General features: G+C 69.6%; 7 protein-coding genes. 6 read left to right on the top strand and 1 reads right to left on the bottom strand.

Annotation, left to right across the window (positions count from 1 at the left end; genetic code table 11):
• Positions 1 to 13 precede the first annotated feature (13 nt).
• The 3 genes from H7H31_RS06170 to H7H31_RS06160 are packed head-to-tail and all read left to right on the top strand — an operon-like array spanning position 14 to position 5,496.
• Entirely contained in the window at positions 14 to 694 is a 681-nt protein-coding gene (locus tag H7H31_RS06170; RefSeq protein ID WP_187062702.1) for a hypothetical protein, read from the top strand.
• Positions 695 to 723: 29 nt separating this feature from the next.
• On the top strand, positions 724 to 1,365 hold the full coding sequence (locus tag H7H31_RS06165; protein ID WP_222625235.1) for an RES family NAD+ phosphorylase: 642 nt from the start codon (positions 724 to 726) through the stop codon (positions 1,363 to 1,365).
• Between the two features lie 18 nt (positions 1,366 to 1,383).
• Positions 1,384 to 5,496 (top strand): CHAT domain-containing protein, encoded by a 4,113-nt coding sequence (locus tag H7H31_RS06160; RefSeq protein WP_187062700.1) that lies wholly within the window; start codon positions 1,384 to 1,386, stop codon positions 5,494 to 5,496.
• Between the two features lie 50 nt (positions 5,497 to 5,546).
• Here the strand turns inward: H7H31_RS06160 and H7H31_RS06155 are convergent, their stop codons facing one another.
• Positions 5,547 to 7,568 carry a caspase family protein gene (locus H7H31_RS06155; RefSeq protein WP_187062699.1) on the bottom strand — a complete coding sequence of 674 codons (2,022 nt, stop codon included), beginning with the start codon at positions 7,566 to 7,568 and terminating at the stop codon, positions 5,547 to 5,549.
• A 533-nt stretch (positions 7,569 to 8,101) separates the two neighbouring features.
• On the opposite strand from H7H31_RS06155, the gene H7H31_RS06150 reads away from it, so the two are divergent.
• From H7H31_RS06150 to H7H31_RS06140, 3 genes are all read left to right on the top strand, one after another.
• Positions 8,102 to 9,886 carry a hypothetical protein gene (locus tag H7H31_RS06150; protein WP_187062698.1) on the top strand — a complete coding sequence of 595 codons (1,785 nt, stop codon included), beginning with the start codon at positions 8,102 to 8,104 and terminating at the stop codon, positions 9,884 to 9,886.
• 358 nt (positions 9,887 to 10,244) lie between these two features.
• Positions 10,245 to 10,817, top strand: a complete 573-nt coding sequence (locus H7H31_RS06145) for a hypothetical protein (protein ID WP_187060198.1) — start codon at positions 10,245 to 10,247, stop codon at positions 10,815 to 10,817.
• Between the two features lie 112 nt (positions 10,818 to 10,929).
• Complete coding sequence (locus H7H31_RS06140) at positions 10,930 to 12,498, top strand: AAA family ATPase (protein WP_187060197.1); 1,569 nt, start codon at positions 10,930 to 10,932, stop codon at positions 12,496 to 12,498.
• The last annotated feature ends 284 nt before the right edge of the window (positions 12,499 to 12,782 follow it).

Raw genomic sequence — 12,782 nt, 5'->3', positions numbered from 1 at the left:
ACGAGGAGCGCCAGTGAACCCGTATGCCGTACTCGCCGCTGCCGCCGCGCAGTGGGAGCGGATCGCCGGCCTGCTCGACGCGGGTACGCGGGAGCGGCTGGCCGCGCATCTCAGTCGGATACGTCGCGATGGCCCTGACCCATGTGATCAACAACAGCGGCACGCGGCAGCCTCGCGCGCTGTGGAGGTACTCGCGGATGGGCTGCCCGAGCTGTTTGGCAGCGAGCAGCAGGCGCGCCTCACCGCCACGCCGCCGCCTGCCGGCTTGTCCGCGGAGAACGTCACCCACCTTGGTTTCAGCGCCGAGGACCTAGCCGTCCTGCTCGTCGACGGCCACCGGATGGTGGGGTCACTGCTCAGCCCGGTACGCGAGCGCCTTCTGGCGGCCCCGGCCTTGGAGCCGGACACCGTGTTCCTGGGAGGCGCTGATCCGTACGCGGTGGGGCTAATCCGACTGAGCGGCCGCGGTGGTGCCGTGCGGCTGCCGAGCTTCCAGTTCACCGCGGACCACCGACCGCGGCCGATCGTGCTGGACGTCAACCGCATCCTGACCGCGGATCGTGACCCGTGGGGGGCCGCGGACTGGTGGCTCACCATCAACGGTTGGCTCGACGCACGCCCCGAGGCGCTCATCGGGACCACCCGTGAACAGCAACTCCCGAACGCCGCACGTATGTTGACCGATGCGGAGTAGCCGTGCCGAACTACCGCCCGCCTGCCCGGATGTCCGGGGCGCCTACCAAGGTCGAACTCGGCGCCGGAACGCTGCTGTACCGGGTACACGCCGCGCACCGGGTCCCTGACGCCTTCAACCCGGTCCCGGCACACTGCCTGTACGGGGGTGGCCGTTTCGACTCCACCGCCTGTGACCGGTACGGATATCTCTACGCGGGGCTCGGGGCGGCAACCGCCGTCTGCGAGGCGCTGCTGCGCGGCATACCGTTCGACTCCGCTGGCGGCCCACGACTCCTCCCGCGCGTCGCGGTCGCGGGCCGAAACCTCTCCACACTGCGGCTGGCAACCGACGTCACGCTGGTCTCCCTGACCACGGCTGAGGACCTGGCAGCCGTTCATCAGGACAGTTGGCTGGTGCAGACCGAGGCCCACGAGTACCCGTACACCCGCGACTGGGCACACTGGATTCGCCGCCACACCGCGCCCTGGGCGCAAGGGCTCCTGTGGCCATCGAAGCGGGAACCCGGCGACCGCACGGTGGTTCTCTTCGAGGACCGTTGTCCGCCGAACGTGCTGGAGGCGGCAGACACCGACCCGGTGGACTTCGGCACGCCGGACGGTGAGGCGTGGCTCAACTCCGTGCTGCAGCCCTACCGCGTCCAACTGCCGCCGGCCGGTCACCGCCCCTGAGACGGCGAGGAGTACCGCATGTCCGAAGAGACCGCGTGGGCACACGCGATGGCTGCGGAAGTCGCCTACTTCGACTACTGCGAGACCAGCGACCCCGAACTGCTCAGTCGGGCGACCGAGGAATTCGAGGAGGCGTTCGAGGACCCCGGTTCCGACGGGACGTGGGCCGTGTGGCGGATCATGCTCGGTCATCTGCGCTGCGTCCAGTACGAAGAGGCCCCGGCCGCACCGCTGCTGCGGCACGCCCGGAACCTTTTGAGCGCGGGCCTCGCCGCGCTGCCGGACGACGACGGGGAAGGGAGCGAGGACCGCACGCTCGCGTACGTCCTGCTGGCCCTCGTCGCACGCCTTCGCTACGAGAGAAGTAAGGGGAGGAGAGGCGTCGAGGAGCGCAGGGCGCTGCTCGACGAAGCGATCCAGCGACACATCGACGCCGAGCCGTGGGCGCGACCTCCGGACGAGGACCCGTCCGGTGAAATCGGCACCCTCCTGGCGCTGCGCCGGGCCCAGGCGTATCTCCTGCTGGAACGTTACGAGTTCACAACCGACGTACGGGACGCGGAACGCGCGGTCGACTACAGCCAAGAGGCGTTGAACCTGTCGCCACCGGCAGAACAACTGCCGCTGTGTTGGTACGGGCTGGGGCTGGCCCTTTTCGTGCGGGGAACCGTCGCCCAGGACCGGGCCCTGCTGGACGCGACACGGGATGCGTTCCAGACCGCGTTCGCCGTGGCTGGGGCAGCCGGGATGAGTACCGAGCCGTGGGTTTGGGAGGCAGAGATCCGGCTGGCTGCCGTGCACGGCTACATCTGGCTCAAGTGGAAGGACCAGAACCACGGCCACCAGGCGATGGCGGACGTGGGCAGGCTCTTGGCCGAGCCGGGGGCGGAAGAGCGACTGGAGTCCCTCTTCCTGAGCGTCTTCGCGAGTGTGCTCTTCGAGAAGGCAGGGCGCGAGGCCGACAGCGAGGGGCAGGACCGTGCCATAGCCATGGCACGGCGGTTGGTGCGCGAGACACTGTCTGACTGGGGCGTCGAAAGATCCCGCCGCCTGTTGCTGCTGGCCGGCTTCCAGAAGATGCGCTACTACCAGGACCCGGATCCGGAACGGGTCAGAGAGGCCGGTCGCGCGGCGGTCTCGGCGCAGGTGGGTGAGCTGTCAGGTGCCGAAATGCCCCTCCTAGCCCAAAGCATCCACGCCTGGGCCCGGATTGAGTTGGCACGCCGTGGCCTGCTGACGCCCGATGACGAAACGGCCCTGCCCGCCTTCAGCGCCGCCTCTGTCAAGGACATGGCGACCAGACTGCTGGACGATGTCCAACGGGGCAACTCACGCCCGTACATGGGCGACACGGCCCCCGACTTTCCCGGGACCTCGGCAGGGACATCGGGACGGCAGCGCCTGGCCAGCGAATTCGCCGCCGGGTACGAGCTCTGGTGCGGGATGGAGGTGGGGAGCAGGGAGCGCGGGCGCATGGCGGCAGGGTTGCTGACCGTCATGACCATGGACGTAGACGTGGCGGTCGTCAGTGAGGAACTGCGAGACACGTTGCTCGGGGCGATGCTGGAGACAGACAAGGAGGACCCCGAGTGGCAGCGGCACGCGCACAAGGTGGCCGGCCTGGTGATGCTCCGGTACGAGCAGCAGGGCCGTGGACGCGGTATGGACGAGGTCGCCGCCCACTTGGCCAGGGCTAACGGGGAGGGTTCGGCCACAGACTACACCGACCTGCTCCTCGGCTCCGAGGCCCGGCAGTACCGTGGCCAAGCCGACGGAGCCCGCGACGAACTGGAAGCGGCGGCCGAGATGTGGCGGAGACTACGCGACGAGCACGGCCTGTCGCCGCGCATCGCGCTACTGGCCGAGGCCGAGCAGTTGACGCACGAGGTGCGGGAGGCTGCTCAGCAGGGGGACCTGGTGGCGGTGGACCAGTGCATCACGCGGGTGGCCGCCATCCGGGCGGAGTTGGAGGCGGACCATCCGTCCAGGGCCGAGCTGTGGGTTCGCCTGACCCACATGAGCGTGCGGCGTGAGGCACTGGCCGAAGCACTCGGCAGGCCCTACCGGCAGCTGCCAGACGCCCCCACGATCGGGGAACTGCGCCGCGACAGCCTCACCCTCCCCCGCAGCCACCGTGCCTTGATCCTGGGTGACAGCGGTGCCGGCCGGTTGCACCACGCCTGGCGGAACCGGGACACGAGAGCGCTCACCGAGGGGCTGGGGGCGATCAGAGAAGCACGTGAGTTGTCGGAGCCGGGGAACGACGGGTACCTCCGGTACACCGCTTTGTTGGCGCACGCTCACTACCTCTCAGCCGGTTTGCTCCGCGACCCACGCACCTGTGGAGAGCACCTGGACTCGGCGATCGACCTCTTCGAAGAGAGTTTCGTGGGCATAGGCGAGCCCGAGCGCCAGCTCTACGCCAGCACCGCTATGGGGCTCGCTCGTGCGCGCTATGAGCGAGCCTCCCGTCGACCACTGGGGAGTTCGCGCGACCGGGCCCGGGCCTTGACAGTCGGCCTGCAAGGTCTGCGTGGGTATGCCTGGGCCGCGTTGCTCCAGTCAGCCACCAGTCACGCCGCGCAGGCCGCCGCCGAGGCCACGGCCCACGCGCTCGAAGTCGCCTCCTGGGCGTTGCGTCAGGGGGCGCTGGAACCCGCCGTCGAGGCGCTGGAAGCCTGCCGGGGCCTGACTCTGCACGCCGTCATCACCACGAAGACCGTGCCCCACCGGCTGGTCGCCGCCGGACTCGACGAACTGGCCGGCGAATGGAGCGCGGCTGGCATCGACAGCGGGAATTCCGGCCCGTTCGAGAGCGCCGGTACGAGGGAGGCACCCAGTGCGCTGCGGCGCCGGGTGCTCACCGCGCTGCGCGCGGGGGCGACGGAGCCCGGCGACCGGCTGCTGGACCCGCCCGACGTCGCAGCCATCGGCGAAGCGCTGCGCGCCCTTGGCCGGGACGCGCTGGTCTATCTCGTGCCTGAGTCGGACGGAGGGAGCGGCACCGCCGTCCTCGTCACGTCCACCGACGACGTGCATGCCCTGCCGCTGCCCGGACTCACCGAACAGGCCGGCCCGCTCGCGGAGTACGCCCCGGTCCCCAGCAGTGCGCGGGACATGGGGCCGATCCCAGGGGGCACGGGCACGCTGGGTGGTGACCCGGCGGTGTCCTCGCCCAGTGGCCGGCCTGAACTGCGGCGGCAACTCGACCGACTGTGCGGTTGGGCGTGGTACGTCGCCATGAGGCCGTTGCTTGACGTCTTCGCCGCTCCCGACCGTCCGAACCGTGTACCCAGGCTCGTGCTCGTCCCCATGGGGCGACTCGGACTCGTGCCGTGGCACGCCGCGTATCACGTGGTCGCCCGGGGCCGTCGTCGATACGCACTGCAGGACGCCGACCTCTCGTACGCCGCCTCGGCTCGGTTGCTCTGCGAGGTGGCGGCTCGACCCGCCGCCGCACGGACGGAGGGCGCCCTGATCGTCGGCGACCCCGTCGGGGACCTGGTGTACGCGGGAGAGGAGGCGGATGCCATCCAGCGCCTGTTCTATCCGCACGGGACGTTCCTGGGGCGGCGCGGTAGCGGGGTGAGAGACGGCGCGGGGACACCGGCCGAGGTGCTCGACTGGCTGCGGGGAACCGAAAGCACGGACGGGGTACTGCACCTGGCCTGCCACGCCTCGGTCACGCACCACGCCCGGCGCAGCGCGGGGCTCGCCCTGTCCGGCGGCACTCTGTTCGCCGAGGACCTGACCGGGACGGCGGACGCTATGAGCTCCGGGGGGCCCGCGCTCGTGTTGTTGGCCGCGTGCCGCAGCCACGTCTCGGGACATGGGGACAACGAGGCGTTCACCCTGGCCACCGCCTTCCTGGTGGCAGGCGCCCGGTCAGCGGTGGGCTCGCTGTGGCCGGTACCGGACGAGGCGACCTCAGGATTGATGCTTTTGACCCACCATTTCCTGTGCCGCGAGCACGAGTCGCCCGCGCGGGCGTTGCGGCGGGCTCAACTGTGGTTGCTGGGACTGGAGCGGCGGTCGGTCGGTGGCCTCCCGGCCGAACTGACCGCTCGGGCAGCGCGGGTGGACCCGGACGATCTGAGCGCTTGGGCGGGATTCGTCCACCTGGGCCGCTAGACCCCGCCATGGTGGACGGTGTGCCGCACGGGGTCCGTGCCGTTGCGAGGCTAGGAGGTTGGCACGACGGTGCGTAGAGCGATTGTGCGTGTCGTCCACTGGCCGTACCGCCCGGCGCCGACCCTGTTCAGGTCTCGCGTGGAGAGACTCGGCGGGGCCTGCGAGAAGCGCAGCATCCCGTCGTGGGCGCCCGGGGCGGGCAGTCGAGAACCTGCCGGTGCCGGGGCCCAGGCGGGTAGGTGGAACGGGACCGTGTTGAGCTCACACTCGGCGACGATGAGCTTGAGCCAGTCCCTTCCCTCCGCTCCGGGCACTGGCCTACGGCCCGTGGGTAGGGAGAACTGCACGGGCTCCCCGTCGAGGGCGTGGCCGGTGTGGCCCGGTGCGATGAAGTGCCCCGGATAGAGCGTCGCATGGCTGGCGTAGCTGTCCGTCAGGTCGAGTAGCAGGCACCACAGGGCCCGATCCGGCGAGCGGTTGTGGAGACGCACCGAGAGCAGTGGCGGCTGTGCCGCGTCCGGGAGCCTGATGTCCCCAGCCGTGTAGGCGCAGACGATCTCGCCTCGGCCGTCCGGGGCGAGGAGCCGCTCGGGGGGCGAGCCCCAGGGGCTGATCTCGACTCGCACCAGGCCGTCGAGTGGTGAGGGGCGCGGCGCGAGGTCGCGCAGCCGGTGCCAGCGCGTCAGATGGATCAGGCAGTCGGCGATCTGCCGTGCCTCCCCGGGCACGGACAGGGGCTGGGGCGCGACGAAGTGGCTGCCGTCGCGGCGCAGAACGTGCGCGGTGAGGTCTCGAATCTCCACGTGGAAGTGCAGGTCGCCGGCCTCCCGTGGGTCCGACACCGGTCGCAGCAGCGGCGAGGGGCCGCCACCGGGACCGGCCGACACCAGCGCTCTGTCCAGGGTCGCTCGGACGTCACCTGCCATCCCCGATGCTGCGTTGACGGTGACCGTGGCGGCAGGCAGGCTCAGCGCGGTCAGCGCGACCGGATAGACGTGTGCCGGGGCCGGAGCCCAGTCCACCGGGTCGACCAGGGCGCGGTCCGGCAGTACTGTCCGGGCGGTGAGCAGCCGACCGGGCACGGCGGGCACGTCGACCGTGTGCGTCACCTCTGCCGTGGGGTGTGCGGTGGGTGCCGGGCCACCCGCCATGACAGCGAACTCCGCGATGGTGGCTCCCGCCGGGGCGTCTTCGCGCAACCCGTGCCCCGCCCCGCAGTTCACCTCCCAACCCGCCGGCCCATGGCGCAGCAGGTACACACCGGGCTTCCTCGCAGTGCCGTCTGCTAGGAACGGCAGGTCCGCGACGCCGTCCGGCCCGGGAGGAAAAAGGATGGGCTGTTGCAGCCCACCCGAGCATTGCACTCGCGCATCGGCGGCGGACAGCACCTCCCGGTAGCTGACGCCCGGTTGTGAGTCTTGGACCACGTCGAGCACCGCACGGGTGAACACCCCGTACCGGTGCCCGCCGAAGTACGCCTCGTGCGCGGCCTGATCGGCGCGACTCGCCGCCAGCAGCAGCACCTCGCTCCGGCCACGGGGGGCAGACGACCATGCCGGGCCGGCATCGCGCGCCCTCGGGAGCCTCGTGCGGGCCCAGACATCGCGGGCGGGTGCGTACCGAGGCGTCAGCAAGGGGTCGCGAGTCGTTCCGCCGGCGAAGCAGCAGTCGACTATCGCCACGACGTGGGCACCGCGTGCGGCGACCGCCGCGAGCAGCGCCCTCAGCCGTTTGTCGAGCAACAGGCCGTCGGCGCAGACCAGTGCTTGATTGTGGCCCGTAGCCTCGACCAGCAGGTCCGCCCCGTGGGCCTGCTGGCGCGTGCCGTGCCCGGAGAACCAGAACATCGCGGTATCCCCGGGCCCTGCCCTACCTAGCTGGTCGCGGATTCCGACCTCGACCGCCGCGACGGTCGCCTCCTGGTCCAACAGCACCCGAAGGGTGGGCACCGATGTGCGCTTTTCCAGGAGGCGACAAACCCCGGCGATGTCATTGAGACAGCCGCCCAGCGGCGGGGCTACCAGTGTCGGATAGTCGTCAATGCCTACCAAGAGTGCATGAAGCGTCGCCATGGCGGAGAGTCTGTCAGCTCCCTCGTCACATCACCGACGCACTTTTGGGCACTAACTGGCTGTATTAAGGGCGCAGTTGGTCCTACGCCTGTTCCGCTCGCCCAAACCGGTCGCACGATGGAACCGGGTTCGCCACACCGCGTGTCCTGATCCGCGAGAGTTGGCTGAGCCACTGGCACGGACCCGTCGTCGAGCGGGTGGATACGAGTTGGGGGACAGGTGGCACTCGTTGAACGTGGCCGGCTAATCGATGTCGCCGGCACCTCGGACGTACAAGGCGTCCTTTCCGTAGGTTCGGGGTCAGGCCAAGCCGCCGTTCACGGCCGCTACCGTTCACGCCCGTGCCCCATGCGCAACTACGGGGTCGACGGGGCCATGCCGCACCCCTTAGAGGCGGCCAGATGGCTTGCCTGCTCCACGGGCCATGCGCACATCCAGATCCACAGCGACGGGCTGACCACCCTCGTGCCGGCGGACCGCAGCCTCGCGCGTGCCGGCCGAGTTTTCGGCGCGCACACGTCCGGGGGCTCGCGATGAGCGACATCGACTACGCCCTCCGCCGCCAAGTCGCGGATGTCAGCCGCAAGCTGAACGTCCTGGGTGAACATGTCGCCAACGTGTCGGGTCAGGTCGACCTGGCCCGGGAGCTCCAGACGGCGGCCCGGCGGGAACTCCTGCAACTGCGGGACGACTTCCAGGCGTACGCGCGCCAGTCGGAACTGCATGCCCAAGTCCAACGGGCGGAGACTCGCATCGGCGTGCTGCAGGACGCTATCGACCACGACTTCGGCCATTACAAGCTGGTCAGGCGCACGGCCGTGGCCATGCTCCAAGCCTTCGACGCCGGGCTGGTGACTGAGAGCACCGTACGGACGGTCAGCGAAGAGCTGATGATCCAGAACCCGCGCTACTGGCTCGCTCCCGCGGTCGTCGCCCTGGCCTCTTGGGCCGGCGATGACCCGCTGCTGTGCGAGCGGAGCGTCGAGGAGGCATTCCGCCGCTCGCCGGATCGCACCTCGCTCTTCTTCGCCCTCGTGCTGCGTCGCCAGGGCCGGACCGACGGAGCGGCGCGCTGGCTGCGGCACTACCTGCTGGCCCAGGACCCGCGATCACTGGGCAGGGAGTTCGCGGTCATCCTTGAGGCGGTCACCGGCGGCATCTTCGGGGCAGCAGCCCGCGACGTACTCGCCCGAACCCTGACCCGGTGGAAGGAGGCGATGGCGGACGGTGTCATGTACGGCAAAGCGCAGAAGGCCCAAACCCGACGGTGGCGGGTGGAGATCGATTCCTTGCGCACTCCGGTGGCGCCGTCGGAATTTCCCCGACTGGCACTACTGTCCCCCCAGTGGGGCGTCCTCGCCGAGGGACTCTCCTCGGCCCGTACTCAGCAGTGCCTCCTCGACAAGTACGAGCACCTGCTCAACCAACGAGCCGATGTCGCGCAGAGCATGGAAGACGTCGTCGACGATCTTCTCGACCAGTTGGTGTCCGAGTACGACATCGAAGAGCTGCCCTTGCGCCGGGAGCTCGCCGTCCAGCGGGCCGTCGTCGCACACGGGGGCGATGTGCCAGCCGCCACCGCCGCCGCGCACGCCGATCTGGCCGCTCACGCAGACACGCTTGACCTTCTGATGCTTCAGACGGTCGCCGCGCTCAACCCGACGGCGATCGGCGTCTCGCAGGAGACCAGCCGGCTCGCCGTCGGCGCCTGCCGGGAATGGCTCTCCCGCGCCCACGCCGAGTTCACCCGGGACTACCGCACGAACGTCCCGCACGATGTACGGATCGACTTGCCGACACATCACTCCCCGGGCGCCCAGTACTTCCGACTGCCGCCATGGACGGGATCGTTTCTGTGGCCGCTGGCGGAGCTGGAGAAGTCACTCGCCGCGCACTGGAGCCACTACGGCACGGCGCACGTCAAGTCGCTCGCATACGCATGGACACGGAACGTCGTGTCAGCCCTGATCGTGGTGCTAGCCGTCATCCTGCTGGGTACGAGCGTGGTCAGCGTCTTGGCCGCCTTGCCCTTCGGATTGGCCCTCGCCCTGGGCTGGGGGGTGCGGGTCTACCTGGGGGCACGAGCTGCCGTTCGGGCTCAAGCCCAGGCCCGTGAGGCCATCAGGCGGGCCACGGCTGAGTCGCTGCTCCAGCTCCGGGAGGCCGCAGCCGAACTGACGGACTGGTCGGCGAAGTTCGCGGATGCCGACGCAGTGGCGACGGCCCTCATCGAATTGATCACTTCACTCCGGACCACGACCGACAACGGGTCACGGTTCGACGGGCGGGTTGTCTTGGGGGACGGGGTGCCGGCATGACACATGACGAAGCCGCTACGACTGCGTCCGTTCCCCGCCCCGTACCACCCTGGCTACCGTGGGCTCCTCCGAGTCCGAAAGACAACGGCGAAGACTCGCGGGGGGCGGCAGCCGCCGTTCGTTCGAGGCGGCGCTCCACCCAGCGCAGGCGTCGCGTTGTCGAGGGGCTGCCGGAATGGGCCCCCCTGCCCCCTGGAGAGACCCTCTTGCGCAGGCCCAACACGGGGGTGGGGGCGTGAGCGAGCTCTGGGGCGGGGGAGGGGCCTATGCGGCCTGGGTGCGAGCCGTGCGGGCCTGGTCGCGGGAGGAGCCGGCGGACCTGGCCGCACTGCCCCGCCTCGGGGGCGAGGAGTTCAACGTGGCCACCTGGGAGCGGCTCGCCGTCCATGTTGTGTCCGCTGTCGACACGAGGTTCGCACAGTGGGCGGACCGGCTTTCGCGCGCCTGTGAACCCGCCGAGGACGAGTTTTCCTTCGGCCGGGAACTCGCCCAGGCAAGAGCCGGGCTACAGGCCATTCGCGCATTGGTGCGCCATCCGGGACTGCCGGACCAGATCAGCGTCCAGCTCGCGGAAACCGTCGATCAGCACATTTGCTCACTACAACGTGAGATGGAACTATCCCACGTCCAACAGGGTCGCAGCGACAGCGATCCGCAGTGGGTGGAACTGCGGCTGCAGACCATGCGCGACAACGCTTTCACCTCGGTCCTCGTCGCCCCGCCGGAGCCGTCGGCCGGGGCGTCTGGTCGGCTCGCCAGATCTCGCCGGACCCCGCGCGGCCCGCGGCCCGCGAGTGACCAGGAGCCGAATGAGAACGTCTGCCGGGACATGCAGCCGTCGGCGCCTGCGGAGGGCGATCTTCCGAGCGCGGGTGATCCGTGGGCGGCCGGCACGGCTACAGCGTCGCGGCGGTGCGTCGTGCCGGACTGAACTGGCACATCCCGAAGGCTGCCGGGCACGGGTACGGCAGCCGCACGCCGCCACCTCAGGCACACGGGGCCGTGGTGGCGCTCTCCAGTCCGTCACCCTCATGAAGGCCGGTATGCCGAACTACGCTGAGAGCCTGCGCCGACTTGACAGTTACGTCTCCGCTCGGGTGCCGACGGTCGCGTTGCGGACGATGGAGCAGCAGCGCGCCCTGCGACTGCTCCGCGAGATCGCCGGCCGGCCGAACCGCCGAGGCATGCCGTTTTGGATCTATACCAGGGCGACCGGGCTACGAGATCTACGCACCCACGTGACCGTCCAAGAGGACCGCTCGCTGACCGGCGCCATGGAATTCGCTGCGACGCGGTTCGCCGCACAGGCCAACGCCACTGTGATCCTCGTCGACCCGCACGACATCGCCTCGGACACGCCGGCCGTCCGCCACATCGCGGAACTGGTGCGGCTCGCCGAGAACAACATGGGCAGCGTGGTTCTGGTGTCCGACACCCCCGTGTGGAGCGGGCTCCAGCGGCTGGGGATGAGCCTGACGCTCGACTTGCCGGACGCGGCGGAGACGTACGAGATCCTCAGCGGCTTCCTCGCGGATCACCGAGGCCGCTTTCCCATCGAATGGGACGAGACCGACGCCCGCCGCGCGGCCGAGTTCCTCTCCGGCACCACCGAGACCGAGTGCGTCAACCTCATGGCCACCATCGCGGCGAAGGGCTCGGTGACGAAGGAGGACGTGCTCGCCCTCGCTCAGGCGAAGGATCAGATCTTCAGCGACATCAGTGGGCTGGAACGCATTCACCTCAAGGACGCCGATCACCGGATCGGCGGGCTGACGACCTTGCGCTCCTGGCTACAGCGGCGAAACCGGCTCATCCATTCCGACCTTCGGCACACGAACCTGCGCCCGCCCCGTGGCGTGCTGTTGGTAGGGGTGCCGGGGTGTGGCAAGTCCCTGTCGGCCAAGGCGATCGCACAGGAGTGGCAGCTTCCTCTCTATCGGCTGGATATGGGGGGTATCCACGGAAAGTACTGGGGCGAGTCCGAGGGAAATCTGCGGGCCGCGCTGGAGGCTGCCGACCGGGTTGCTCCCTGCGTGCTGTGGATCGACGAGATCGAGAAGGGACTGGCCGGCGGTGCCGGAGAAGTGACGGGTGTGGGACAGCGGGTCATCGGCCACTTCCTGTTCTGGCTCCAGGAGTCGCAGTCGCGGTCGTTCGTGGTGGCGACCGCCAACGACGTCCACAACCTGCCGCCCGAACTGCTACGCAAGGGCCGCTTCGACGAGTTGTTCTTCGTCGACTTGCCCGATTCCGAGGACCGCAAGGAGATCATCGAACTGTACTTCGCGCGTTATCTGAGCAAAGAGCCCAAGCCCGACGAACTGGAGCGACTGATTGACCTGTCCGTCGACTTCGCTGGCTCCGACATCGAATCCGCACTGCACGAGGTGGGAGCCGAGGCACTACTGGCTGGCGGAGTGGAGAATCTGAGACCGTCCTTCGTGCAGGACACCTTCGCCAACACCGTTCCCCTTATCCGGGTTAACCCGGAACGGATCGAGGAGATCCGAGCTTGGGGCCGGGAGCGCGCGGTGCCTGCCGGGCGCACCTCTCTCGCCTCCTCTCCGGGGGCCGCCGCCACGGGCCGCCGCATCCTCCTCACGGGAGACTAGCTGGGACGCCGCCGTAGCCCGCGACCACCCACGAGACCACGTACGTCTACGAGGAGTACGTGGTCATCTTCGTACCCGGCGGAACGCGGGAGCCGTCGCGCGTTCGGCGGCGTCTGCGCGCCCCACGGGACGGGAAGGGGCGACTCCCCGGGAGCTACCGTGTGCCCGCGTACGGACGCGGAACAGGGCCGCGCGGCGCAGTGCCGCACGGCCCTGATCAGGTGCCGCCCACGACCCGGCCGTCATCGTCCGAGACGTCGTCGTCGGAAGACCGGGCCCCGCTG

It is taken from the genome of Streptomyces buecherae (assembly GCF_014295035.1).
Lineage (GTDB): Bacteria > Actinomycetota > Actinomycetes > Streptomycetales > Streptomycetaceae > Streptomyces > Streptomyces youssoufiensis.
Note: the sequence above shows the minus strand (reverse complement) of the source record. Positions and strands in the feature narration are given on the sequence as shown.